Consider the following 26,071-nt stretch of genomic DNA (forward strand, 5'->3'; position numbering starts at 1 on the left):
TTCCTGTACCCGCTGTAAGTGCCCCATCGCGAACGGAGAACAGGTCATGGCCCAAGCCGCAGCCGTGGCGAAACCGCCCGTGCCACCCCGGCGGCGCCGTGCCTCCGCGACGCCGCGCAGGCTGCCGTATCTGCTGATCGCCCCGGCGGCCCTGCTGATGCTGGGCTTCATCGCCTACCCGGTGCTCAGCGTCTTCTACTACAGCCTGCAGAACTACAACCCGACCAAGCCCTGGCGGAACGGCTTCGCGGGCCTCGGCAACTTCACACAGGCCTTCGCCCACGACCCGCAGTTCTGGGACACACTGACCTTCAGCGCCAAGTGGGTCGTGGTGGAAGTCGGGTTGCAGCTGCTGTTCGGGCTCGCGCTCGCGCTGATCGTCAACCAGACCTTCGTGGGGCGGGCGTTGGGGCGCGCCCTGGTCTTCTCACCGTGGGCCGTCTCCGGTGTGCTGACCTCCGCGATCTGGGTGCTGCTCTACAACTCCCAGACGGGCATCACGCGTTACCTCGCGGACGCGGGGATCGGGTCGTACGGCACCAGCTGGCTCTCCGACACCTCGACGGTCTTCCCGGCCGCGGTGGTCGCCGACCTCTGGCGGGGCGTGCCCTTCTTCGCGATCCTCATCCTCGCCGACCTGCAGTCCGTGTCGAAGGACCTGTACGAGGCCGCCGAGGTCGACGGGGCGAGCCGGCTCAAGCAGTTCTGGCACATCACACTGCCGCACCTGAAGGACGCCATCGTCCTGTCCACGCTGCTGCGCGCGGTCTGGGAGTTCAACAACGTCGACCTGCTCTACACCCTGACGGGAGGCGGTCCGGCGGGGGAGACGACGACGCTTCCGCTCTACATCGCCAACACCAGCGTCGACGCCCACAACTTCGGCTACGCCTCCGCCCTGACCACGGTGGCGTTCGTGATCCTGCTCTTCTGCTCGGTCGTCTATCTGCGGCTGAGCAAGTTCGGAGGCGAGGCGAAGTGATCACCGAGATCGCCCCGGCGGAGGAGAAGCGCATGGCCGCCGCACCCGCCCGGCCGGGGAAGAAGCGCCGCGCCTGGGACGAGGCCCCCCGCTGGCAGATCTACCTCCCCCTGGGGATCTACCTCCTCTTCACCCTGATCCCCTTCTACTGGATCCTGCTCTTCGCCCTCCGCCCGGCCGGCTCCACCTCGCTCGTCCCGTGGCCGGTCACCTTCGACCACTTCCAGAAGGTGTGGACCGAGCGCAGCTTCGCCACCTACTTCACCAACAGCGTCTACGTCGGCATCGCGACCCTCGTCCTGACCACCGTCGTCGCGCTGGCCGGCGGCTACGCCCTCGCCCGGTTCGACTTCAGGCTCAAGCGCGGCTTCATGCTGGCCCTGCTCTGCTCCCAGTTCGTGCCGGGCGCACTGCTGCTGGTCCCGCTCTTCCAGATCTTCGCCAACCTGCGGATGATCAACTCCCTCGGCAGTGTCGTCATCGCCGAGACCGTCTTCCAGCTCCCGCTGTCGATGATCCTGATCAGCGGCTTCATCCGGAACGTGCCGTACTCCCTGGAGGAGGCCGCCTGGGTCGACGGCTGCAACCGGTTCACCGCCTTCCGGATCGTCGTACTCCCGCTGCTGCGGCCCGGGTTGATCGCGGTCGGCTCCTTCGCCTTCGTACACGCCTGGAACCACTTCCTCTTCGCGCTGATGTTCCTGTCCGACCAGAGCAAGCAGACCATCCCGGTCGGCCTCAACACCCTGATGAGCGCGGACAGCGTCGACCTGGGCGCGCTGGCCGCGGGCGGGATCATCGCCGCCGTACCGGTCGTGATCGTCTTCGCCTTCATCCAGAAGTGGCTGATCACCGGCTTCAGCGCGGGGGCGGTGAAGGGATGAGTGCTCCTGTGCGACACCCTGTGCGACACCTCATGCGACACCCCATGAGACACCTCCCTGGCCGACCGGGCCGGACGCTTACCCTGCACGCAAAGATCGGCAACGCAGGGGAGACCTCATGACCATCGACATCGTGCTGGCCGGAGCACGCGGCCACGGCCGCTGGCACCTGGAGAACATCCGGCGATTGCAGGAGAAGGGGGCCGTACGGCTCGCGGGCATCTGCGAGCTGACCCCGCTGGGCGCGGACGAACTGCCGGAGGGGCTCGGGCAGCCCGTCCAGTCCGGCGACTTCGGCGCGCTGCTCGACGAGACCGGCGCCCGTGTCGCCGTGATCTGCACACCGATCCCCACCCACACGGACCTGGCCCTGATCGCCGCCGAGCGGGGCGTGCACCTGCTCCTGGAGAAGCCGCCGGCGCCGTCGTACGCCGAGTTCCGGCGGATGGCCGACGGGGTCGCCAAGGCGGGTGTGGTCTGCCAGATCGGCTTCCAGTCGCTGGGTTCGCACGCCGTGCCCGCCATCCGGAAGCTGATCGCGGAGGGTGCCATCGGTGACGTGACGGGGGTCGGCGGGGCGGGCGCCTGGGCCCGGGCCGAGTCCTACTACCGGCGGGCGCCCTGGGCCGGCAAGCGGCGGCTGAACGGCGTGGACGTCGTCGACGGGGTCCTCACCAACCCCCTCGCGCACGCCGTCGCCACCGGCCTCGCCCTGCTCGGCACCGTCCGTGCCGAGGATGTCACCGGCATCGAGACCGAACTGCTGCGCGCCAACGACATCGAGTCCGACGACACCTCCTGCGTCCGCGTCAGCACCCCGCGCGGCCCCGTCACGGTCGCCGCCACGCTCTGCGCCGAGGAGCCGGGGGACCCGTATGTCCTGGTGCACGGCACCACCGGCCGGATCACCTTCTGGTACAAGCAGGACCGCGTGCTCGTGCAGCGGGCGGGCCACGGCCCGCAGGAGAGCGAGTACGGCAGCACGGACCTGCTGGAGAACCTCGTCGACCACCTCACCACCGGCGCCGAGCTGCTGGTCGAGCCGGACGCGACCGGCGCCTTCATGAAGGTCGTTGAAGCGATTCGACTGGCCGGCGACCCGGTCGCGCTGCCCGCCGACGCCTGGACCTTCCTGGCCGCGGAGGAGCGCCGGGTCGTGACCGGCATCGACGCACTGGTCGCGGCCTCCGCCGACACCCTCGCCCTCTACTCCGAGCTGAGCGCCCCCTGGGCCCCGCCGAAAGAGGTGAGCACATGACGGACAGCGAGACGAAGAGCCTGGTGCTGAAGGCCGCCGGGCGGCCGGTGGCGTGGTACGTGACGCACCACAGGCTCCCGGCCCGGCTCTCCCCGCGCCCCTACCTCCACCCCGTCACCACCCTGGCCGGCACGGCGGTCACCGAGCTGACCCCCGCCGACCACCTCCACCACCTCGGCGTCGGTGTCGCCGTTCCCGACGTCGAGGGGCACAACTTCTGGGGCGGCCGGACCTACGTCCGGGACCAGGGGCCGACCGAGCTGGACGACCACGGCACCCAGCGCCATGTGGCCTTCCAGCTCAGCGACCCGGACGGCTTCGTGGAGGAGCTGCGCTGGGTCGCCGCCGGCACCGACCTGCTGCGCGAACGGCGCACCGTCGCCGCCGTCGAACTCACGGACACCGCCTGGGCGTTGGACTTCACCTTCTCCCTCACCAACGTCACCGACGCCCCGCTCTCGATCGGCAGCCCCGCCACCAACGGCCGCCCCGGAGCGGCCTACGGCGGCTACTTCTGGCGGGCCCGCAAGGAGGCCTCGGCGCCGGACGTGTTCACGGCGGACCGGGCGGGCGAGGAAGCGGTGCACGGCAGGACCGCGGACTGGCTGGCGCTGGCCGGCGCCGACTGGACACTCGTCTTCGCCGGGGCCACCGAGGACACCCGCCGCGCCCCCTGGTTCGTCCGCGCCGCCGAGTACCCGGGCGTCGGCTCCTCGCTGGCGTCCGCCGAGCGGCTGCCGGTCCCGCCCGGCGAGACCGTCGTACGCCGCGTCGTCACCGTCGTCGCGGACGGCCGCCTCGGGCGCGGTGAGGCGACCGCACTGGTCCGGAAGGCGGTGACCCAGTGACGACGTACACCAATCCCGTCCTGAACGCCGACTGGTCCGACCCCGACGTCGTCCGCGTTGGCGACGACTTCTACCTCACCGCGTCCAGCTTCGGCCGCGCCCCGGGGCTCCCGCTCCTGCACTCCCGCGACCTGGTCGACTGGACCCTGGTCGGCCACGCCCTCGAACGCCTGGAGCCGGAGGAGCGGTTCGCCTCCCCGCGCCACGACTGCGGTGTCTGGGCACCCTCGTTGAGGCATCACGACGACCGTTTCTGGATCTTCTGGGGCGACCCCGACCAGGGCGTCTTCCAGGTCAACGCCCCCGAGATCCGAGGCCCCTGGACCCGCCCGCACCTGGTGAAGGAGGGCAAGGGGCTGATCGACCCCTGCCCCCTGTGGGACGACGAGAGCGGCGAGGCGTACCTCGTGCACGCCTGGGCGAAGTCCCGTTCGGGGATCAAGAACCGGCTGACCGGTCACCGTATGCACCCCGACGGCCTGTCGCTGCTCGACGCGGGCAAGGTGATCGTCGACGGGGACCGGATACCCGGGTGGTTCACGCTGGAGGGCCCGAAGCTCTACCGGCACGACGGCTGGTTCTGGATCCTCGCGCCCGCCGGGGGAGTGGCGACCGGCTGGCAGGGAGCCCTCCGCTCGCGGGGTTTCTTCGGGCCGTACGAGGAACGGATCGTCCTGGAGCAGCGGGACACCGACGTCAACGGACCGCACCAGGGCGGCTGGGTGCGGACCCCGGGCGGCGCGGACTGGTTCCTGCACTTCCAGCAGCGGGGCGCGTACGGCCGGGTGGTCCACCTCCAGCCGATGCGGTGGGGTGCGGACGGCTGGCCGGTGATCGGTGACGACGGCGCGCCCGTGGCCGTACACCCGAGGCCCGACCTGCCGGCGCAGCCGCCCGCCGCGCCCGCCACCGACGACGACTTTCCCGGCGGGCGGTTCGGACGGCAGTGGCAGTGGACGGCCAATCCCGGTGCGGGATGGGCCACCCAGCACTCGGGGGACGGGCTGCGGCTGGCGTGCGTGCGCTCGGGGGACGCGCACGACCTGCGGCGGCTGCCGCAGGTGCTGACGCAGCGGCTGCCCGGGACGCCGTGCGTGGTGGAGGTCGAACTGCGGCTGGACAGTACGGAGTCCGGTGCCCGGGCGGGCCTCGCGGTGCTCGGGGACGCGTTCGGCTGGATCGGCCTTGAGCGCGGGTCCGACGGGGGCGTACGGCTCGTGCACCGGTTCGCCGAGGCCGTCGCCGACCGCGAACGGGACGCCTCACCCGGCTGCCCGGCGCCCCAGGGACGGGCGCGGCTGCGGATCGAGGCCGGCGCGGGGGCGCGGTGCCGGTTCTCGTACGACGTGGGAGCGGGCCTCGTGCCCTCCGGCCCGGTGTTCGCCGCCACGCCCTGGCGCTGGGTCGGCGCCCTGCTCGGTCTCTTCGCCGCCGCACCCGAGGGGCCGGGCCATGCCGGGGCGGCCGCCTTCACGCACTTCCGGATCAGCGCCCAGTAGCCAGTCCTTCCGATGGGAGCCGCAATGACGCACCCCCATAGCAAGCGCTTGCCGAGACGGGGAGTCCTGGCCGCCGCGGCCGGTATCGGCGCCGCGATCGGGATCGGTCCGGTCCCCTCGGCCGAGGCCGCCGGCCGGCACCACCCGGCGCCGGACCGCCGCTGGTCCGACCGGGCGCACGGCTTCGCCTCCCTGGCCGGCGGCACCACCGGCGGCGCGGGCGGCAAGGCCGTCACGGTCACCGACCAGGCCTCCCTGGCGCGCTACGCGGCGGCCGAGGAGCCGTACGTCATCCGGGTCGCCGGGCCGATCGCGGTGGAGCCCTTCGGGTCGAACATCGTCGTGGGCTCGGACAAGACCATCGTCGGAGTCGGCACCACCGGCGAGATCGTGCACGGGGAGTTACACCTCAACGCCGGTACGCGCAACGTCGTCATCCGCAATCTGACGATCCGCGACTCCTATGTCGAGGGCGACCGGGACGGCAAGACCCAGGACTTCGACGCGATCCAGCTCGACACCGTCGACCACGTCTGGATCGACCACAACCACCTCACGCACATGGGCGACGGACTGATCGACCTGCGCAAGGACAGCCAGTACATCACCGTCCCCTACAACCGGTTCAGCCACCACAACAAGGCGTTCGGGATCGGCTGGACACCGAACGTCGTCACCCAGGTCACCATCGACCACAACTGGTTCACCGGGACGAAACAGCGCAACCCGTCCGCCGACAACTGCGCCTACGCGCACCTCTACAACAACCACCTCTCCCACCAGGTGGCCGACGGCGACCCGGTGTGGACGTACGGGAACTGGTCGCGCGGCCGCGACCGGATGGTGATCGAGAACAGCTACTACGACGGCGTCCAGCACCCCTACCAGGCCGATGCCACGGCCGAGTTGGTGCAGCGCGGGTCGATTCTCGTGAACACGGGCGGGCGGACCGACGAGTGGGGTGCCGCCTTCGGCCCGCGTGACTTCTACGACTACCGGCTGGACCCGGCCGCCGCCGTCCCCGCGCTGCTCAGGCGCTTCTCCGGTCCGCAGGCGCGGATCGGCCACTGACTCCCCCCACGACTTCATATCTCGATATCTCGCTGGATCCCGAAGAAGAGACCCAAAGAAGAGAGCCGATCAATGAAGAGCAGCATCCGCAGAAGCAGGCGTGCGGCCGTCGCCGTCGCCCTGGGCTCCGTGCTCGCGCTGACCGCCACCGCCTGCGGCGACGACGGCAGCGGCAGCGCGGGGGACAAGGGCGACGAGGGCTCCGGCAAGGGCACGATCACGTTCTGGGACAACAACGGCGGTGTCCGCACCGACGTCTGGAAGCAGATCATCTCCGACTTCGAGAAGCAGAACCCCGACATCAAGGTCAAGTACGTCGGCGTGCCCGCCGCGAGCGTCCAGTCCAAGTACGACACCGCCATCCAGGGCGGCGGACTGCCCGACGTCGGCGGGGTCGGCACCGCGATGCTCGCGGAGGTCGCCGCGCAGGGTGCGCTGGAGTCGCTGGACAGCCGGCTCTCCAAGAGCTCGCTGAACGGCAAGCTCAACGACAAGTTCCTGGAGAGCGTCAAGGCCGCGGGCGGTGACGGCAAGACCTACTCGGTGCCGACGTCCGCGAACAACGGCACGCTCTGGTACCGGACCGATCTGTTCGACGCGGCCAAGCTGGACGCGCCGACCACCTGGACGAAGTTCTACACGGCCGCCGACAAGCTCACCGACAAGGCGAAGAACAGGTTCGGGTACACGATCCGGGGCGGCGAAGGGTCGATCGCGCAGGCGCTGGACGCCACTTACGGGCAGAGCGGGATCACCTCGTTCTGGAACGGCGACAAGACCACCGTCAACGACCCGAAGAACGTCGCCGCACTGGAGAAGTACGTCGGGCTGTACAAGAAGGACACCCCGTCCGCCGACGTCAACAACGACTTCACCAAGATGGTCGCGCAGTGGGACTCCGGCACGATCGGGATGCTGAGCCACAACCTCGGTTCCTACGCCGATCACGAGAAATCGCTGAGCGGGAAGTTCAAGGGGATTCCCAACCCGACCCTGGACGACGGGACACGGGTGCAGGTCTCCAACCCCGTCGACGGTCTCGGGCTGTTCAAGTCCAGCAAGAACAAGGCCGCCGCCTGGAAGTTCATCGAGTTCGCGGCCTCCCATGAGTCCAACAGCAAGTGGAACGAGTCGGCGGGGCAGGTGCCGGCGAACAACGAGGCGGCGCAGGACTCGTGGGTCCAGGCGTCCGAGCCGACGAAGCTGGCCGCCGAGGCGCTGGGCGGGGCCACGACGAAGATCGTGCAGCTTCCTTACTATCTGCCGGACTGGAACACCATTTCCAAGGCCGACAACGAGCCGAACTTCCAGAAGGTGCTGCTCGGGAAGATGACGGCGAAGGAGTTCCTGGACACGCTGGCCGATCAGATCGACAAGGCGCAGGCGGACTGGAAGAAGAACCACTGAGGTCGGGTGGTTTCGGTGCGTGGGGGACTGGCGGTTGGTTGTGGCTGGTCGCGCAGTTCCCCGCGCCCCTAGGCAGGACACCTCAATCCCTGTGTGAAAGGCGACCCACGTGTCCCTTACGCGTAGACAGGTAACATCCGCGGCGCTTGCTGCCATTCCGCTCGCCGGCCGCGGTCCCGGGAGAAGTCACCGCACCCTCTATATCGCCGGTGATTCCACCGCCGCCCAGAAGACCGCCGACGAGGCTCCCGAGACCGGGTGGGGAATGGCGCTGCCGTTCTTTCTCCGGAACGACATCACCGTCTCCAACCAAGCCGTGAACGGCCGGAGTTCCAAGAGTTTCGTCGACGAGGGGCGCCTGGACGCCATCCTCGCCACGATCCGGCCGCACGATCTGCTGCTCGTCCAGTTCGCGCACAACGACGAGAAGTCCGCCGATCCGACGCGGTACACCGAGCCCTGGACGACGTACCAGGAGTACCTGCGGATGTACATCGACGGTGCCCGGGCGCACGGTGCCCGGCCCGTGCTGGCCACCCCGGTCGAGCGTCGCCGGTTCGACGCCGACGGCAACGCCGTGCCGACCCACGGCGACTATCCGGCAGCGATGCGCGCTCTCGCCGAGCAGGAGCACGTGGCGCTGCTCGACATCGAGGCGCTGTCGCTCGCACTGTGGCAGTCGCTCGGGGTCGAGGCGACCAAGACGTACTTCAACTGGACCGCCACCGAGCAGGACAACACGCACTTCAACCCGCCGGGGGCCATCGCCGTGGCCCGGCTCGTGGCGCAGGAGCTGCTGCGCACCCGGGTGCTGGCCCGGCACGACGTCATCCGGCTGCACAAGGACATACCGACCTCCTGGATCACCTGGCCACCCGCATAGCCGAGGAGAACCGCACAGTGCGTACACAGATATGTCATGGACGCGTCATTGGAACGCTGGCCGGCTGCACGGCCCTGGTGCTCGCCATGACCGGGACCGCCCAGGCCGCCGCCCCGCACCGGGCCGCGCCCGACCGGCAGGTACTGGCCGCGAACGACGGCTGGGGCTCGGCCACGACCGGAACCACCGGCGGGTCCGCCGCCGACTCCGCGCACGTCTACACCGTCACCACCTGGGACGAGTTCAAGGCCGCCCTCGCCGACGGCGGCAGCGCGCCGAAGATCGTCAGAGTCGTGGGGACCATCGACGCGGACGGGCCGAGCTGCGACTCGTTCGCCGTGCCCGGCTACGACTTCGCCGCCTACCTCGCCAAGTACTCACCGGAGGCCTGGGGGCGCTCCACCAACCTGGACAACGAGCCCGACGACAGCCCGGAGGGGCTGCGCCGCGCCTCCCAGGCCCAGCAGGACGCCTACATCAAGGCCTATGTCCCGGCCAACACCACGATCGTCGGTGTCGGCAAGGACGCCGGCTTCAAGGGCGCCAGCCTGCAGATCAAGGCCGTCGACAACGTCATCGTCCGCAACCTGACCCTGGAGAGCCCCCTCGACTGCTTCCCGCAGTGGGACCCGACCGACACCGCCGACGGCAACTGGAACTCCGAGTACGACGGCGCGGTGATCTACGGGTCCACGCATGTGTGGATGGACCACAACACGTTCACCGACGGCGACCACCCGGACAGCACCCTGCCCTATTACTTCGGGCGGATCTACGAGCAGCACGACGGTGAGCTGGACATCGTCAAGGGCGCCGACTACGTCACCGCCTCCTGGAACGTCTTCGAGGACCACGACAAGACGATCCTCATCGGCAACAGCGACAGCGCGTCGACCGCGGCCGTCGACCGGGGGCATCTCAGGGTCACCTTCCACCACAACCTGTTCCGGAACCTGGTGGAGCGCGCGCCGCGGGTGCGGTTCGGGCAGGTCGACTCCTACAACAACCACTTCGTCGCCGAGACCGGCTACGGCTACAGCTACGGCATCGGCATGGAGTCCCAACTCGTCGCCGAGCACAACGCGTTCACCCTCGCGGACGGGGTCAGCGCCGGCTCGATCCTGAAGAAGTGGAAGGAGTCGCCGCTCACCGCCGACGACAACTACGTCAACGGCGAGCTGACCGACCTCATCGCCGTCCACAACGCCGACGTCCCCGGCGAGATCCTCCAGTCCGGCACCGACTGGATCCCGGCCCTGCGCACGAGGATCGACCCCGCCCAGGCCGTGCCGCGCATCGTCGACTGCGGCGCGGGCGCCGGCCGACTGCGCTGACGCAGGACCGCTCGGGCCGGGGCGCCCGCAGGAACCCGCCCCGGCCCCACCCCCCCCACGGCAAGGACGTACCGCCACCCACCTCCGTCTCTGTCCCCGTCGCCAAGGAGCACCCGCATGTCCTCGCCCCACCTTCCCCTGTCCAGACGGGGTTTCCTGCTCGCGGGCGCCGGGGCGGGCGCCGCGCTCGGCCTGACCGCCCTGCCCGCGTACGCCGGTGCCCTCCCCGCGTACCCCACCGGTCGCCCCTTCGGGCGGTACGGGTCGCCCGAGCACCGCCGTACTCCGCAGACCCTGTACGTCGACCCGGACGGGCGCGGTGACTTCACCACCGTCCAGGCCGCCGTGACCGCCGCCACCGGCAGCGGCTGGACGCTGGTCCTCGCCCCGGGGGTCTACCGGGAGACGGTCGCCGCCGACACCACCCGCACCGGGGCCACCTGGATCGGCGCCTCGGAGAACCCCCGTGACGTCGTCATCGTCCACGACAACGCGGCCGGCACCCCCAAGCCCGGCGGCGGCACCTACGGCACCACCGGCTCCGCCACCGTCACCGTGCAGGGCGACGGCTTCACCGCCCGCTGGATCACCTTCGCCAACGACTGGCTGCGTGCCGACCATCCGGACATCAGCGGGACCCAGGCCGTGGCCGTCAAGGTGCAGGGTGATCGCAGCGCCTTCCACCACTGCCGGTTCCTCGGCCACCAGGACACCCTGTACGCGGACTCGACGGCCCTCGGCGTCTTCGCCCGCCAGTACTTCGCGCACTGCTACGTCGAGGGTGACGTCGACTTCGTTTTCGGGCGGGCCAGGGCGGTGTACGAGCAGTGCCACTTCCGCACCCTGAACCGGACCGACCTCGCGGCCGCCCCGTACGGGTTCGTGTTCGCGCCGTCGACGGCGGGCGCCAACCCGTACGGCTACCTGGTGTCCCGCAGCCGGATCAGCAGTGAAGCTCCGGACGGCTACTACAAGTTGGCCCGGCCCTGGGTGCCCAGCTCCGACACCACCGCCCGGCCCTCGCTCGTCGTCCGGGACTCCTGGCTCGGCTCCGGCATCGACGCCGTCGCGCCCTACACCGACATGTCGGCCGGCTTCCCCTGGCAGAACCAGCGCTTCGCCGAGTACCGCGACCTCGGTCCGGGGGCCGAGATCACCGTCGCCGGGAACCGGCCCCAACTCACCGACGAACAGGCCGAGTCCGCGACCCGGGAGACCTACCTCGGCGACTGGACCCCGTGGAAGGAGTGCTGACATGCCCACCCGACGCGCACTTCTCGCCGCCGGAGCCGCGGCGGCCATGGGGTCGGTCACGGGCTTCGGCCACGACCGCCGGGTCCTGCACGTCCGGCCCGGTGACTCCGTCCAGGCGGCCGTGGACGCGGTGTCCGGGCCGGGCTGGACGATCGTCGTGCACCCGGGGACATACCGCGAAGTCGTCAACGTGTCTGCGGAGAAGACCGAGTTGACCCTGTGCGGTGCCAGTCGCGATCCCCGTGCCGCCGTCATCGTCCACGACAACGCCAACGGCACGCAGAAGCCGGACGGTTCGGGGACCTACGGCACCGCCGGCTCCGCCACCTTCACCTCGGCGGCGGCCGGGCTGCGGGTCCGCGACCTCACCCTCGCCAACGACTGGCTGCGCGCCGACCACCCGGACATCACCGGGACCCAGGCCGTCGCCGCGTACCTGACCGGGGACCGCACGCATTTCGAGAACGTACGGCTGCTCGCCCACCAGGACACCCTGTTCGCCGACACCACCGGACTCGGCTCCTTCGACCGGCAGTTCTTCCACCGCTGCCACATCGAGGGCGACGTCGACTTCGTCTTCGGGCGGGCCAGGGCGGTGTACGAGCACTGCCACTTCCGCACCCTGCAACGGGACGTGACCTTCACGCCCAAGGGCATGGTGTTCGCCCCCTCGACCGCCCGTGCGAACCCGTACGGGTTCCTCGCCGTCCGCTGCCGGTTCTCCTCCGGCGCGGAGGACGGGGCGTACAAGCTGGCGCGGCCCTGGGTGCCGACGTACGAGACCTCCGCCTGGCCCTCGCTGGTCGTGCGGGACAGCCTCATCGGCCCCGGGATCGACCCCGTCGCGCCCTACACGAACATGCGGGACGCCTACCCCTGGCAGTCCATGCGGTTCGCCGAGTACCGCAACTCCGGGCCCGGCGCGGTGATCACCGTCCCCGAGAACCGGCCCCAGCTCACCGACGCCGAGGCACTGTCGCACACCCCCGCGGCCTACCTCGGCGACTGGAACCCCGTCCGCTCATCCTGATCGACTCACTCTGATCGACGAAAGGACCCGCACGTCATGCGTCGACTCAGCACCTTCACCGCACTCGCCGTGACCACGGCATCGCTCGGGCTCGCCGTCATGGCCACCCCGGCCCACGCGGCGACCGTCGTGGTCAGCAGCACCACCGACCTGACCAGCGCCATCAAGAACGCCACCGCCGGCGAGGTCATCCAGGTCCGCGGCGGCACCTACTACCCGACGGCCACCCTCCAGTCCACCGTCAACGGCACCTCCTCGTCGCCGGTCACGCTCACCGCGTACGGCTCGGAGACGGTCAAGATCGACGGTTCGTCGCTGCCCTCCGGCTCCTGGATCTTCAAGCTGACCGCGGACTACTGGAACGTCTCCAACATCACCTTCCAGAACTCCCCGGACAGCGCGGTCGTCTGCCAGTCCTGCACCGGGACGAACTGGACCAACATCAAGACCATCGACGGCGGCGACTCCGGCTTCACCCTCACCGGCGACGGCACGGTCAACAACACCGTGAAGAACCTGGACAGTTACGGCAACTACGACGCCGCCACACACGGCCAGAACGCGGACGGCGTCGCCATCAAGTTCGGCTCCGGCACGGGCAACCTGGTCACCGGCGCCCGCCTCTACAACAACTCGGACGACGGGATCGACCTGTGGTCGTTCTCCTCGCCGGTCACCATCGAGCACACCTGGTCCTTCGGCAACGGCGTCAACCGCTGGGGCGACTCCGCCTTCGAGGGCAACGGCAACGGCTTCAAACTGGGCGGCAACGGGGTGACCGTCGCCCATGTCGTCAACAACTCCGCCGCCTGGGGGAACGCCGGCAACGGCTTCACCGAGAACTCCAACACCGGCGCGATCGTCATCAACCGCACCACCGCCTACGCCAACTCCAAGTGGGGCTACTACTTCGCCACCAGCGCGGCCCGCCTCGGCAAGAACCTCGCGGTGAGCAACGGCAGCGGGCCGGTCACCAAGGGCTCGTCGGTGGTCTCGGCCGGCAACAACTGGGACTCCGGGATCTCCACCCCGTCCTTCGTCTCCACGGACGCGTCCACGACGTACAACTCCCGCAAGTCGGACGGCTCCCTGCCCGCGACGACCTTCCTGACGACGGGCAGTTCGACCATCGGCGCGACGATGAACTGAACCGGAGACCGGAGAGGACACCGAAGCAGACACCGAAGAAGACAAGGACAACCGGAACGTCTCCGTCCAGGGCGCTTGACCCGGTTTTTGCCTGCCGATGAGATATCGATCAGGCAACGGGTCTCGCGCCCACCCCGGTGACGCGCGTAGAACTCCTGTCATGCATAAGTCACTTCGGATCACGGCGATCGCGGCCGCCTGTGCCGTCGCCGGAGGCGTCGTCTACGGCGCCGGTGCGGCCACCGCCGGTCAGTCGACGGCGAACTCCACCCACGAGCCGTACAACATCGGGCTCCTGGTGAAGGACATCGACACCTACTACGGCACCACCGCCGACGCGGGCGGTGTGTACCAGGCGTCGCCGGACAGCCCGTACGCCAAGGACCTGGCGCGGATGGACGCGGCGGCCGAGCGCCAGATCGACCAGGCCGCACGCAAGGCCCACCACCGGGGCGAGAGGCCCGCGGTCGTCTTCGACATCGACGACACGCTGCTGCTCAGCCTCGACTACGAGAAGCGCTACAACTACACGTACAACTCGACCACGTGGGCCGACTACGTCAACAAGGCGGACCGGCCCGGCGTGTTCGGCAGCGCCGAGCTCGTACGGTACGCGGCGAGCAAGGGCGTCGAGGTCTTCTACAACTCCGGGCTCAGCGAGGCGCAGCGCACCGCCGCCGTCGAGAACCTGAAGAAGATCGGCGCCGACGTCAACCTCGACACCGCGCACATGTTCCTCAAGGACAAGGCCAACCCGCCGTCCTACCTGAACGCCTGCGCCACCCCGGGCACCTGGACCTGCACCACCGTGCAGTACAAGTCCGGCACCCGCAAGCACATCGAGGACGACCTCGGGTACGACATCGTCGCCAACTTCGGCGACCAGTACTCGGACCTCGACGGCGGTTACGCGGACCGCACCTTCAAGCTGCCGAACCCGACGTACTTCGTGTCGTAGCCGGAAGGACGGCAACCCTTTCCGGCCACGGCGGCGACTGGGAGACAGAAACGGGCCGGGGCGGCCCCTCCGGCCCGTTTCGCTCCCCCTCGTCAGTACGTCCCGCCAGGGGCGTCAAGGAAAGGAACGGCCAGTGCGCTTCAGCACCGGACGCCACCGCAGGACGCGTACCCTCTCGATCGCCGCAGCGGTGGCCGTCGCCGCGGGCGCGAGCGGCGTCTACCTCGGCCTGTCGAACGGCGGTGCCCAGGCCGCCACCAGCACGGTCACCGTCTCCACCACCGCACAGCTGGAGTCGGCCGTCGCGGGCGCCGCCGCCGGCACCGTCATCCAGGTGCGCGCGGGCACGTACTACCCGACCGCCACCCTCAAGTCGACGGTCAGCGGCACGAGTTCCGCGCGTATCACCCTTGAGGCCCACGGCACCGAGAAGGTGAAGATCGACGGCTCCAAGCTGCCCGCCGGCTCCTGGCTCACCGGGATCTACGGCAGCTACTGGACCGTGCAGAACCTCACCTTCCAGAACTCCCCGGCCCAGGGCTTCGTCGCCACCTCGTCGACCGGCGGTGTCTTCAAGAACCTGGTCACCGCGGACAACGGCGACTCGGGCTTCACCCTGCGCGGCGACAACACCGTGAACAACCTCGTCCAGAACCTGGACAGCTACGGCAACTACGACAAGGCGGGGCACGGGCAGAACGCCGACGGCATCGCCATCAAGTTCGGCTCGGGCACGGGCAACAAGGTCACCGGCGCCCGTCTGTACAACAATTCGGACGACGGCCTCGACCTCTGGCAGTTCTCCTCCCCGGTCACCATCGAGCACAGCTGGGCCTTCGGCAACGGCAAGAACCGGTGGAACGACTCCGCGTTCGAGGGCAACGGGAACGGGTTCAAGCTGGGCGGCGGGGGAGTCGCCGTCGCGCATGTCGTCAACGACAACGCGTCCTGGGACAACACGCTGAACGGGTTCACCGAGAACTCCAACACCGGGGCGATCGTGCTGAACCGGAACACCGCGTACTCCAACGGCGAGTCCGGGTTCTTCTTCCGGACGAGCAAGTCGCGACTGGCCCGGAACCTCTCCGTCAGCAACAAGGGCGGCCTTCGCACGCTCGGCTCCGCCACCGTCTCCGCGGCCAACAACTGGGACAGCGGGGTGGCCACGCCGGCGTTCAGGTCGACGGACGCGACGACCGCCTACGGGGCCCGTGGCTCCGGCGGTTCGCTGCCCGTCACGACCTTCCTGACCACGAGGTCCAGCACCATCGGGGCGACCATGAACTGAGCCCGCGGAGGGTTCATGGCCCGGTTCACAGTTCCCCGCGCCCCCGCCGCTTCTTCTGGGGGCGCGGGGAACCGTGTCCGGCCGGCCGTTGCGGGCGGCATGTTCCCGGACCTCACCACCGGGGGTCGTGCCGCCGCCCTCGCGGCCGTCGGGGCAGAGCCGGTTCGCCGCCGTGCGGCCGGGCTCGCCCGTCGGTACCTGGTTGCCGCCGCCCGGGAGAAGGTTGCCGCGTTCCCGGAACTTCTTTACGAGTCGCCGTCGGTTGTCGTGTGGGTGGCGAAGTCGCCGGTCACCGCGTACTGCTTGCCGTCCGCGCTTCCCGTGATCGTGTAGCTGTCGTCCTTGGCGTCGCGGCCGCCGCGCTCGTGGTTGTACTGGCCCGCGAACACCCACTGGCCGACCGCGACCTTTGCGTCCGGCTTGAGCGTCCATGTGTAGACCAGGAAGCCGTCCTGCTCGGCCACGGTCTGTGTGAAGTCGGTCTCCGGCAGCGAGCGCCAGGCTCCGCTGTTGGACACCCCGCCGGTCTGCGCCACCTTCAACTGTACGGTGAGCGCGGTCAGTTGCTGAGAGACCTTCAGTGTCACGTCGGACTGCGCCCAGAAGTCGTTGCTGTGCGGGTCCACCGAGCCGTCCGACCACAGCGGGCCGTCCTGCTCGCCCTTCGCGACCGGAGCCGTCGGGGTGGCGGAGGCCGTCGGGGGCGACGAGGGCGCCGAACTCGCCTTGGGGGAGCCGGACTTCGAGGGCGCGTGCGAGGGCGGGGCGGCCGAGTGGGACGGTGCGGGAGTGGCCGCGTCCGGGGTCCCGGAGGGCGTCGGCGACACCGCGACCGTCTTCTCGGTGGGCGTGTCCTTCACGGCCGAGGCGACCGCGTAGCCGCCGACCCCGAGGACAGCGGCGACGGCGGCCGTGGCGCTGACCACCCGGACCCAGCCGAACACGGCCGGAAGGGTGGCGCGATGGCCGGGGCGGGCCGCCTGCGGGGCCATGCCCCGCTCGACCCGGGCCAGGATGCGGGCGCGGTCGGGTTCGTGCGCCTCGGCCGCCTCGTGCAGCCGGGCGCGCAGCTCGTCGTGCACGTCCTGCTGCCTCATCGGTTCCTTCCTCCGCTCTGACCGGCACGCGGCGCCATCGCCGCGTGCACCCGCTGCGGAACACCCTGCTCGCCGAGGAGCTTCTGCAACTCGGCCATGCCCTTCGACGTCTGGCTCTTAACCGTACCCACCGAGATCCCGAGGGCGAGAGCGGTGTCCTTCTCCGACAGGTCGAACGCGTGCCGAAGCACCACACACGCCCGTTTGCGGAACGGCAGGCGGCGCAGCGCCCCCTGGACGTCCACCACTCCGGCGATGTCGGGGTTCTCGGTGCTCTCCTCGCGGTGCGACCAGAACAGGGCGATACGGCGCCGTTCGCGCACGGCGCTGCGGATGCGGGAGCGGGCCAGGTTGGCGACGACACCGCGGGCGTAGGCCACCGGGTGGTCGGCCGCGCGCACCCGGTCCCAGCGGTGCCACAGTGCCAGCAGGGCGTCGGCGGCCAGGTCGTCGGCGGCGTCCGACTCACCGGTCAGCATGTACGCGAGACGGGAGAGTTCGGCGTAGTGGCGTTCGAAGAAGGCATGGAACTCCACGGAGGCGGCGTCGTCGACGACTGTGCCCACGGGTGACCTCTTCTGTCTGGGTGTATGTCATGTAGATGACATGCGAACGGCCGGGGGTGCGCCCCGGCGGGAATCCGGAGCGTAGCAGTGATCGTTTCGTGTGCTCCGTACGGGGGTTCGGTGGTGGTGTGTCCGAGAGTACGACGATGGTTCGGTCCCTCGGAGCCGGTTGAGCCCGATTCCGTAACACGGGGAAAACCTGAAACAGGTTCAACGCGGGAACAATCCAGCCAGCATCCGCACACGTTCGATCAGGCAACGAGGAGTACGACCATGTCCGAGACGCAGAAGGTGGACCGCCCACAGGGCGCCGCGCCACCCGCCGGCAACAGCGTCGACCGGTTCTTCAAGATCTCCGAACGGGGGTCCACCTTCGGCCGGGAGATACGCGGCGGCTTCGCCACGTTCTTCACCATGGCCTACATCCTTGTCCTGAACCCCATCATCCTCGGCAGCGCCAAGGACAAGTTCGGACACAGCCTCGACACCGGCCAACTCGTCACCGCCACCGCGCTGGTGGCCTGTGTGATGACGATCATCATGGGCGTCGGCGGCAACCTGCCCCTCGCCATCGCGGCCGGACTCGGTCTCAACGCCGTCGTGGCCTTCCAGTTGGCGCCGCTGATGAGCTGGTCCGACGCGATGGGCCTGGTGGTCCTCGAAGGCCTGCTGATCTGTGTGCTCGTCGTGACGGGCCTGCGCGAGGCGATCATGAACGCCATCCCGCAGCAGCTGAAGCAGGCGATCGGGGTCGGCATCGGCCTGTTCATCGCGTTCATCGGCTTCGTCGACGCCGGTTTCGTCAGCCGTATCCCGGACGCCGCGGACACCACCGTGCCGGTGCAGCTGGGTGCCGTCGGCCGGCTCACCGGCTGGCCCGTACTGGTCTTCTGTCTTGGCGTGCTCCTGACCATCGCGCTGGTCGCGCGGAAGGTGAAGGGCGCGATCCTGATCAGCATCGTCACGATGACCGTCGTGGCGATCGTCATCGACTCGGTGGCCGACATCAAGAGCTGGGGCCTGACCACGCCGAAGATCCCGGACAAGATCGCGGCCGCGCCCGACTTCGGACTCGTCGGCCACTTCAACCTGTTCGGCGGCTTCGGCAAGGCCGGTGTCCTCACCGCCGTACTGCTGGTCTTCACCCTGATCCTGTCCGACTTCTTCGACGCCATGGGCACGATCGTCGGCATCAGCGCGGAGGCCGGGCTGCTCGACGACAAGGGGCAGGTGCCGGGCATCGGCCGGGTGCTGTTCATCGACGGTGCGGCGGCCGTGGCCGGCGGTATCGGCTCGGCCTCCTCCAACACGGCGTACATCGAGTCGGCGGCGGGTGTCGGCGAGGGCGCGCGGACCGGCTTCGCCAACCTGATCACCGGCGGGATGTTCGGGCTGGCCCTCTTCCTCACCCCGCTGCTCACGATCGTCCCGCTCCAGGCGGCGGCGCCCGCGCTGATCGCCGTGGGTTTCCTGATGATGACCCACGTCAAGCACATCGACTGGGACAAGTACGAGATCGCGATCCCGGCGTTCCTCACCATCGCCGCGATGCCGTTCACCTACTCGATCACGGACGGCATCGGGGCGGGGTTCCTGGCGTACGTGGTGATCAAGGCGGTGCTGGGGAAGGCGAAGGAGGTCAACTGGCTGCTGTGGGCCGTGTCGGCGTTGTTCCTGGTGTACTTCGCGATTGATCCGGTGGAGCAGGTGCTGGGCGTGAAGTAGAGCGCCTCGTAGGGGCGCGGGGCGGTAGCCGATATGCGGCTACCGCCGCGGGGGCGCGACCAGCCACGACGAAACCCGCAGCTGATCGCGCAGAGAACCCCTCAGTTCTTCAACGCCGCCTGCATCATCGCCTTGGCCACCGGTGCCGCCAGGCCGTTGCCGCTGACCTCCGACCTTGCCGCGTCCGACTGCTCGACCATCACCGCCACGGCGACCTCCTTCCCCGTGCTGTTCGACTTGCCGAAGGACGTGAACCAGGCGAACGGCGTCTTGCTGTTGTTCTCGCCGTGCTGGGCCGTGCCCGTCTTGCCGCCCACGGTGACGCCGGAGATCCGCGCGTTCGTGCCCGTGCCCTGCTCGACGACCGTCTGCATCGCGGACTGGAGCTGCTCGGCGGTGGAGGAGCTGACGATCTCCTTGGCGCTCGCGTCGTTGTCGTAGTTCTTGAGCACATCGCCGCCGCTGTCGGTGATCTGGGAGACCATATGCGGGGAGACCAGCTTGCCGCCGTTGGCTATGGCTGCCGAGACCATGGCCATCTGGAGCGGGGTCGCCGTGACGTCGAACTGGCCGATGCCGGAGAGGCCGGTCTGGGCCTTGTCCATGTCCTTCGGGTAGACGCTGGCGTAGGCCCGCACCGGGACGTCCAGTTTGTCGTCGTTGAAGCCGAACTTCTCGGCCATCGCCCGCACCTTGTCCTGGCCCAGGTCGACGGCCATCTTGCCGAAGACGTTGTTGCAGGAGTACTGGAGCGCCACCCGGATCGGGGCGTTCTCGCAGGGCGCCGAGGCGCTCTCGTTCGTCAGCGGCTTCGTGGTGCCCGGCAGGGTGTACGGGTTGGGGCTCACCGTCTTGTCGTCGACGTTCTTGTAGAGCCCGTCCTCCAGTGCGGCCGCCGCGACCACCAGCTTGAACGTCGAACCCGGCGGCAGCGGCTGGCGCAGCGCCCGGTTGGTGAGCGGCTTGTCGGAGTCGGCGTTCAGCGACTTCCAGGCCGCGCCGGCGGTGTTCGCGTCGGTGAGCGTGGAGGGGTCGTACGACGGGGTCGACACGACCGCGAGGATCTTGCCGGTCTTCGGGTCGATCGCGACCGCCCCGCCCTTCTTGTCGCCCAGGGCCTGGTACGCCGCTTTCTGGACGGCCGGGTCGATCGTCGTGATCACATTGCCCGGCTCGGCACGCTGGTCGGTAATCGTGTTCATGACGGTCTTGAGCTGGGTGTCGGTGCCGTTGAGCAGGTCCTGGTAGACACCCTCCAGCTGGGTCGGTGCGTAGGCCTGCGAGGCATAACCCGTCACCGCCGCGTACAGCTTGCCGTTCGTGTACGTGCGCTTGTACTTGAGATCGCTGCTGCCCGACGTCCGTCCCGAGCCGGTGATCGCCTCACCGGCCACGATGATGTTCCCCAGCGGCTCTGAGTACGTCTCGATGACGTTGCGCCGGTTGCTCTTGTCGTCCGCGAGGGCCTGGCCGTCGTAGAACTGCACCCATGTCGCCCTGACCAGCAGAGTGAGCACGAGCAGCAGCGCGAAGACGGACGCCCGCCTGATCGTCTTGTTCATCCCACTCGGACAGACGAGCGAAGGCGGGGTGCGCGTTCCCTGCGAACGGATTTCTCATCGTCCGTTCATTCGGGCGTGGGGTCAGAGCCGGCGGGTCGCCAGCGTCAGACGGTCCCGCGCGTCGAACAGGGCGTCCTTGATCATCTGCTCGTGGGCGGGGGTGAGACGGGCCACCGGGACCGAGCAGCTGATCGCGTCGCGGGCCGGGGTGCGGTAGGGGATCGCCACGCCGAAGCAGCGCAGCCCGAGCGTGTTCTCCTCGCGGTCGATCGCGAAGCCCTGCTCGCGGATCTGGTGGAGTTCCTCGATGAGCTTCTCGCGGTCGGTGATGGTGTGCTCGGTGAGCGCGGGGAGGGTCTCCGGCAGCAGCTTGCGGACCTGCTCGTCGGTATGGGTGGCGAGCAGCGCCTTGCCGAGCGAGGTGGAGTGCGCGGGGAGGCGGCGGCCGACCCGGGTGAAGGGGCGCAGGTAGTGCTGGGACTGACGGGTGGCCAGGTAGACCACGTTGGTGCCGTCGAGACGCGCCAGGTGGATGGTCTCCGTGGTGTCGTCGGAGAGCCGGTCCAGGGTCGGGCGGGCCGCCGCGACCACCTCGTCGCCGTCGATGTACGACGTGCCGACCAGCAGCGCCCGCACCCCGATGCCGTACCGGGTGCCGGTCGCGTCCGTCTCCACCCAGCCCAGCTCCACCAGCGTGCGCAGCAACATGTAGAGGCTGGACTTGGGATATCCGACGGCCTCCTGGACCGCCGCGAGGGAGTGCATACCGGGCCGGCCGGCGAAGTACTCGAGCAATTCCACGGTCCGCACCGCGGACTTGACCTGCGCCCCGCCGCCTGTCTCGCCTGCCGACATCGCCCTTGACCCCTTCGTTGGACGGGAAATAGTCTCCAACAGCATATTCATCATCAGAGACAGCGTTCAGTATATCGAACACCCCTGGTGAATGACCCGGATACTGCGGCAAGAAAACGCAACTCATGGAGGGACCCGCGGTGGCAGCAGCACCAGTCTGGAGTGTCGACCCGCGCACCGGGAAGCAGCGTGAACAGGTTGCGGTGGAGGCCACAGCCGAAGAGGTGGACACCGTCGTCACGGCCGCGCACGCCGTACGAGGCTCCCTCGCCGACCGCACGGTCCGCGCCGCCTTCCTGCGCTCGGCCGCCGCCGGACTCGACGCGGCCAAGGACCGGCTGGTCGAGGCCGCCGACGCGGAGACCGCGCTCGGTCCGGTCCGGCTCACCGGCGAACTCGCCCGCACCGTCTACCAGCTGCGGGCCTTCGCGGACATCGTCGACGAGGGCGCCTTCCTCGACGTCATCATCAACCACCCCGACGCCACCGCCACCCCGCCCATCCCGGACCTGCGCCGCTACAAGGTCCCGCTGGGTGTCGTCGCCGTCTACTCGGCCTCCAACTTCCCCTTCGCCTTCTCCGTCGCCGGCGGCGACACCGCGAGCGCGCTGGCAGCCGGCAACCCGGTCGTCGTCAAGGCCCACCCCGATCACCCGGCCCTGTCCGAGCTGGTCGCCAAGGTGCTGCGCCGGGCCGCCGCGGAGCACGGCATCCCGGAGGCCGTGCTCGGTCTCGTGCACGGCTTCGAGGCCGGCATCGAGCTGATCAACCACCCGCTGGTCGCCGCGGCCGGGTTCACCGGTTCCGTCCGGGGCGGCCGGGCACTGTTCGACGCGGCCGCCGCGCGTCCGGTGCCGATCCCCTTCCACGGCGAACTGGGCTCCCTCAACCCGGTCCTCGTCACGGAGGCCGCGGCCGCCGAGCGGGGCGGTGAGATCGGTGCCGGGCTCGCCGGGTCGATGACCCTGGGCGTCGGTCAGTTCTGCGTCAAGCCGGGCCTGGTCCTGGTGCCGGCCGGCGCGGGCGGTGACGGCCTGGTCAAGTCCCTCACGGACGCGGTCAGCGACACCGACGCGGGCGTCCTGCTCGACCACCGGATGCGCGACAACTTCATCGCCGGGGTCGCCGAGCGCGCCGGACTCCCCGACGTGGAGAGCCCGGTGACGCCGGGGGCGGGCGGCGAGCACACCGTCAGCGCCGGGTTCCTCTCGGTGGCGGCGAGCCGGCTGGCCGAGGCGGGGGCGTACGACCTGCTCCTGGAGGAGTGCTTCGGGCCGGTGACCGTGGTGGTCCGTTACGAGGACCGGGACGAGGCGACGGCGGTGCTCTCGCGGCTGCCCGGAAACCTGACGGCGACGGTTCACGTCTCCGACGGCGAGGCCACGGGGGAGGGGCTCGGGGCGGAGATCCTCGCGGAGCTCACACCGCTGGCCGGTCGTGTGCTGGTCAACGGTTGGCCGACGGGGGTGGCTGTGGCCCCGGCCCAGCAGCACGGTGGGCCGTACCCGGCGACGACGTCCACGTCCACCTCCGTGGGCGGTACGGCGATCGAGCGGTGGCTGCGGCCGGTGGCCTATCAGGGGGCGCCGTCGGCTCTGCTGCCGGCGGAGCTTCGCGACGAGAATCCGCTGGGGCTTCCGCGGCGGTTCAACGGGGTGCTGGAGCGGTGACGCCGTAGGGGTGCGGGTGCGGGTGCGGGTGCGTTGCCGAGTGCCGGTTCGTCGTGGTTGCTCGCGCAGTGCCCCGCGCCCCTGAGGTTCCTGGCCCCTGCGTCGGTTTCAAAGTACTCCTGACACAATCTGCCCATGGACCTGGAACTCCCCGAACTTCCTTTTGCTCTCCGTACTTACGGGCCCGACGGGCACTGGTTCTATGAGGACGGTGTGCTCACCGGGTGGGCCGGGGCCCGGCAGGACCGGTTTGTGTCGCCCACCGGGGAGGCGCTGGATCCCGCCTCCGACGCGCCCCGGCTGCTGGGGGCGCCCGAAGGGGACTTCCAGCTGATCGCCCGGGTCACCGTCGGGTTCGGTGCCGCCTTCGACGCCGGAGTGCTGTACGTCCACGTCGGCGACCGGGCCTGGGCCAAGCTCTGCCTGGAGAACTCCCCGGATGTGCCCACCGTCTGCACGGTGGTCACCCGCGGGCACTCCGACGACGCCAACTCCTTCACCGTGGAGGGAAGTTCGGTCTGGCTGCGGATCAGCCGGACCGGGCGGGCACTGGCCTTCCACGCCTCCCGCGACGGCAAGAAGTGGATCTTCGTACGGCTGTTCACGCTGGGCGGCGAGAAGGAGACGGAGGACGCGCTGGTCGGCTTCATGACCCAGTCGCCGATGGGGGAGGGGTGCGTGGTGACGTACGACCACATCGAGTTCAGGCCCGACTGGCCGGCCGATCTGCGCGACGGAAGCTGAGCGGCGGCGGCGCGGCCGGCACGGAACCGACGCGCGGGGAATGAATCGGGCTGGTTGAAGGTTCAGGTAGTTACAAGACGTCTTATCACTACCTGGAGAGCCGAAGACATGCGCGTCGAGATCTGGAGCGACATCGCCTGCCCCTGGTGCTACGTGGGCAAGGCCCGCTTCGAGAAGGCCCTTGCCGCCTTCCCGCACCGTGACGAGGTCGAGGTCGTGCACCGCTCCTTCGAGCTGGACCCCGGCCGCGCCAAGGACGATGTGCAGCCGGTGCTCGCCATGCTCAGCAAGAAGTACGGCATGAGCGAGGCACAGGCCCAGGCGGGCGAGGACAACCTGGGCGCGCAGGCCGCCGCCGAGGGCCTTGAGTACCGCACCCGGGGCCGCGACCACGGCAACACCTTCGACATGCACCGGCTGCTGCACTTCGCCAAGGAGCAGGGCCAGCAGGACGAGCTGATCCAGCTCCTTTACCGGGCGAACTTCGCCGAGGAGCGGTCCGTCTTCAGCGAGGGCACCGGGCGGCTCGTCGACATCGCCGTGGCGGCCGGACTGGACGCGGCGGCCGTGCGCGAGGTGCTCGCCGACCCGGGCGCCTACGCCGACGAGGTCCGCGCCGACGAGCGCGAGGCCGCCGAGCTCGGTGCGAACGGGGTGCCGTTCTTCGTCCTCGACCGGAAGTACGGGGTCTCCGGCGCCCAGCCCGCCGAGGTGTTCACCCAGGCGCTCAGCCAGGCGTGGGGTGCGCGCTCTCCGCTGAAGCTGATCGACGAGGGTGGAGCGGAGGCCTGCGGGCCGGACGGGTGCGCGGTCCCGCAGCACTGAGAAAGCCGCAGGCCGGGGCGGTCGTATAAGCGTCGCTTAGCGGTTCCACGTAAAAATCCGCAATGGACGGGGGGTTCCGTGGGCCGCAGAGTGGACCCATGGAGACCACGGAGACGTTCGAGAGCCTCGTCCGCGCCGAGTTCACCCCGAAGACCATCTTCCTCAACACCGCAAGCAACGGGCTGCTGCCCGCCCGTGCCGTGGCCGCCCTGCACGAGGCGGCGCTGCTGCGGGCCGAGGGCCGGCCACTGACCGCTCTGTACGAGGACGTGGAGGCCTGCCGGGCCGGGTACGCCCGGCTGGCCGGTGTCCCGGCGAGCCGGGTCGCGGCGGGTGCCTCGGTCGCCGCGCACACCGGTGTGATCGCCGCCTCGCTGCCGGCCGGCGCCGAAGTGCTCACGGCCGAGGACGACTTCACCTCCGTACTGAACCCGTTCCACGTCCGCGGCGACCTCAAGGTCCGCTCGGTGCCGCTGGAGCGCGTCGCCGAGTCCGTCCGTCCCGGCACCGCCCTCGTCGCGGTCAGCGCGGCCCAGTCGGCGGACGGGCGGATCGCCGACCTGCCCGCGCTGCGCGAGGCCGCCCGTGCGCACGGCGCGCGCACCTACGTCGACTTCTCCCAGGCCGCCGGCTGGCTGCCGATGGACGCCGACGCATACGACTTCACCGCCTCCGTCTCCTTCAAGTGGCTGCTCGGCCCGCACGGCGTGGCCTTCCTCGTGGTCCCCGAGGACTTCGGCGGGCTCACTCCGATGCTCGCCGGCTGGGTCGCGGGCGAGGAGCCGTGGGACAGCTGCTACGGCCCGGTGGCCGAACTCGCCCACTCCGCCCGGCGGTTCGACCTCACCCATGCCCTGTTCAGCTTCGCGGGCCTGCGCCGCTCGCTCGACCTGATCGAGGAACTCGGCGTGGCCGCCGTCCACGACCACGATGTGGCCCTCGCCGACCGGTTCCGCGCCGGGCTCGCCGCCCTCGGTCACGAGCCCCTGCCCGCCCCGGGCTCGGCGATCGTCTCGGTCCCCGGGCTCGGCGCCCGCCAGCCCGATCTGAGCCGGGCCGGCATCGAGGTCTCCAACCGTTCGGGCAACCTGCGCGCGGCCTTCCACCTCTACAACACGCCCGCCGACGTGGACCGCCTGCTGGCCGCCCTCGGGGGCTGACCGGCCGATCCCGGCGGATCCG

Annotated in this window: 22 protein-coding genes and 1 pseudogene; 19 read left to right on the forward strand and 4 right to left on the reverse strand. The window is 69.8% G+C overall.

What is annotated here, in order from left to right; all coding sequences use genetic code 11:
- The first annotated feature begins 46 nt into the window (after positions 1-46).
- The 14 genes and pseudogenes from ACIRR9_RS39040 (at position 47) to ACIRR9_RS39105 (ending at position 15,845) form a co-directional block, all read left to right on the forward strand.
- On the forward strand, positions 47-982 hold the full coding sequence (locus tag ACIRR9_RS39040; protein WP_384572213.1) for a carbohydrate ABC transporter permease: 936 nt from the start codon (positions 47-49) through the stop codon (positions 980-982).
- Positions 979-1,866: a carbohydrate ABC transporter permease gene (locus tag ACIRR9_RS39045; protein ID WP_403762301.1), complete on the forward strand. Its 888-nt coding sequence runs from the start codon at positions 979-981 to the stop codon at positions 1,864-1,866. The genes ACIRR9_RS39040 and ACIRR9_RS39045 overlap by 4 nt, the downstream gene beginning before the upstream one ends.
- Positions 1,867-1,984: 118 nt before the next feature.
- Positions 1,985-3,124: a Gfo/Idh/MocA family oxidoreductase gene (locus ACIRR9_RS39050; RefSeq protein WP_365337389.1), complete on the forward strand. Its 1,140-nt coding sequence runs from the start codon at positions 1,985-1,987 to the stop codon at positions 3,122-3,124.
- Positions 3,121-3,972: a PmoA family protein gene (locus ACIRR9_RS39055; RefSeq protein ID WP_403762304.1), complete on the forward strand. Its 852-nt coding sequence runs from the start codon at positions 3,121-3,123 to the stop codon at positions 3,970-3,972. Before ACIRR9_RS39050 ends, ACIRR9_RS39055 begins: the two co-directional genes overlap by 4 nt.
- Complete coding sequence (locus tag ACIRR9_RS39060; protein ID WP_403762307.1) at positions 3,969-5,471, forward strand: family 43 glycosylhydrolase; 1,503 nt, start codon at positions 3,969-3,971, stop codon at positions 5,469-5,471. Before ACIRR9_RS39055 ends, ACIRR9_RS39060 begins: the two co-directional genes overlap by 4 nt.
- A 24-nt stretch (positions 5,472-5,495) precedes the next feature.
- A pseudogene (locus ACIRR9_RS39065) lies at positions 5,496-6,536 on the forward strand (polysaccharide lyase family 1 protein); the annotation flags it as partial.
- 78 nt (positions 6,537-6,614) lie between these two features.
- The gene (locus tag ACIRR9_RS39070; protein WP_403762310.1) at positions 6,615-7,949 is read left to right on the forward strand and encodes an ABC transporter substrate-binding protein; all 1,335 of its coding nucleotides are present in this window, start codon (positions 6,615-6,617) and stop codon (positions 7,947-7,949) included.
- A gap of 109 nt (positions 7,950-8,058) precedes the next feature.
- Entirely contained in the window at positions 8,059-8,832 is a 774-nt protein-coding gene (locus ACIRR9_RS39075) for a rhamnogalacturonan acetylesterase (RefSeq protein ID WP_403762313.1), read from the forward strand.
- A 17-nt stretch (positions 8,833-8,849) separates the two neighbouring features.
- Complete coding sequence (locus ACIRR9_RS39080) at positions 8,850-10,166, forward strand: polysaccharide lyase family 1 protein (protein WP_403762316.1); 1,317 nt, start codon at positions 8,850-8,852, stop codon at positions 10,164-10,166.
- A 117-nt stretch (positions 10,167-10,283) separates the two neighbouring features.
- The gene (locus tag ACIRR9_RS39085; protein WP_403762319.1) at positions 10,284-11,420 is read left to right on the forward strand and encodes a pectinesterase family protein; all 1,137 of its coding nucleotides are present in this window, start codon (positions 10,284-10,286) and stop codon (positions 11,418-11,420) included.
- 1 nt (position 11,421) lies between these two features.
- Entirely contained in the window at positions 11,422-12,450 is a 1,029-nt protein-coding gene (locus ACIRR9_RS39090; protein ID WP_403762322.1) for a pectinesterase family protein, read from the forward strand.
- A gap of 36 nt (positions 12,451-12,486) precedes the next feature.
- Positions 12,487-13,599, forward strand: a complete 1,113-nt coding sequence (locus ACIRR9_RS39095) for a chondroitinase-B domain-containing protein (RefSeq protein WP_403762325.1) — start codon at positions 12,487-12,489, stop codon at positions 13,597-13,599.
- Between the two features lie 160 nt (positions 13,600-13,759).
- Entirely contained in the window at positions 13,760-14,557 is a 798-nt protein-coding gene (locus ACIRR9_RS39100) for an HAD family acid phosphatase (protein ID WP_403762328.1), read from the forward strand.
- Positions 14,558-14,690: 133 nt separating this feature from the next.
- The gene (locus ACIRR9_RS39105; RefSeq protein ID WP_403762331.1) at positions 14,691-15,845 is read left to right on the forward strand and encodes a right-handed parallel beta-helix repeat-containing protein; all 1,155 of its coding nucleotides are present in this window, start codon (positions 14,691-14,693) and stop codon (positions 15,843-15,845) included.
- A gap of 245 nt (positions 15,846-16,090) precedes the next feature.
- On the opposite strand, the gene ACIRR9_RS39110 is transcribed toward ACIRR9_RS39105, so the two are convergent.
- Entirely contained in the window at positions 16,091-16,942 is an 852-nt protein-coding gene (locus ACIRR9_RS39110; RefSeq protein ID WP_403762333.1) for a hypothetical protein, read from the reverse strand.
- Positions 16,939-17,508 (reverse strand): SigE family RNA polymerase sigma factor, encoded by a 570-nt coding sequence (locus ACIRR9_RS39115; RefSeq protein ID WP_403762336.1) that lies wholly within the window; start codon positions 17,506-17,508, stop codon positions 16,939-16,941. Before ACIRR9_RS39115 ends, ACIRR9_RS39110 begins: the two co-directional genes overlap by 4 nt.
- 273 nt (positions 17,509-17,781) lie before the next feature.
- On the opposite strand from ACIRR9_RS39115, the gene ACIRR9_RS39120 reads away from it, so the two are divergent.
- Complete coding sequence (locus ACIRR9_RS39120) at positions 17,782-19,233, forward strand: NCS2 family permease (RefSeq protein WP_403762339.1); 1,452 nt, start codon at positions 17,782-17,784, stop codon at positions 19,231-19,233.
- Between the two features lie 101 nt (positions 19,234-19,334).
- Here ACIRR9_RS39120 and ACIRR9_RS39125 read toward each other — a convergent pair whose 3' ends face one another.
- Together ACIRR9_RS39125 and ACIRR9_RS39130 are read right to left on the reverse strand one after the other, a co-directional pair.
- The gene (locus ACIRR9_RS39125) at positions 19,335-20,795 is read right to left on the reverse strand and encodes a peptidoglycan D,D-transpeptidase FtsI family protein (protein ID WP_403762342.1); all 1,461 of its coding nucleotides are present in this window, start codon (positions 20,793-20,795) and stop codon (positions 19,335-19,337) included.
- 81 nt (positions 20,796-20,876) lie between these two features.
- Positions 20,877-21,650 (reverse strand): IclR family transcriptional regulator, encoded by a 774-nt coding sequence (locus ACIRR9_RS39130; RefSeq protein ID WP_123978118.1) that lies wholly within the window; start codon positions 21,648-21,650, stop codon positions 20,877-20,879.
- Positions 21,651-21,790: 140 nt separating this feature from the next.
- On the opposite strand from ACIRR9_RS39130, the gene ACIRR9_RS39135 reads away from it, so the two are divergent.
- From ACIRR9_RS39135 to ACIRR9_RS39150, 4 genes are all read left to right on the forward strand, one after another.
- Positions 21,791-23,320: an aldehyde dehydrogenase (NADP(+)) gene (locus ACIRR9_RS39135; RefSeq protein WP_384572256.1), complete on the forward strand. Its 1,530-nt coding sequence runs from the start codon at positions 21,791-21,793 to the stop codon at positions 23,318-23,320.
- A 135-nt stretch (positions 23,321-23,455) separates the two neighbouring features.
- Complete coding sequence (locus ACIRR9_RS39140; protein ID WP_403762346.1) at positions 23,456-24,064, forward strand: DUF1349 domain-containing protein; 609 nt, start codon at positions 23,456-23,458, stop codon at positions 24,062-24,064.
- Positions 24,065-24,172: 108 nt separating this feature from the next.
- Complete coding sequence (locus ACIRR9_RS39145; RefSeq protein ID WP_403762349.1) at positions 24,173-24,889, forward strand: DsbA family oxidoreductase; 717 nt, start codon at positions 24,173-24,175, stop codon at positions 24,887-24,889.
- Between the two features lie 98 nt (positions 24,890-24,987).
- Entirely contained in the window at positions 24,988-26,049 is a 1,062-nt protein-coding gene (locus tag ACIRR9_RS39150) for an aminotransferase class V-fold PLP-dependent enzyme (protein WP_403762352.1), read from the forward strand.
- Positions 26,050-26,071: the final 22 nt, after the last annotated feature.

The sequence above is a fragment of the Streptomyces sp. NPDC101234 genome (assembly GCF_044767525.1).
Lineage (GTDB): Bacteria > Actinomycetota > Actinomycetes > Streptomycetales > Streptomycetaceae > Streptomyces > Streptomyces sasae.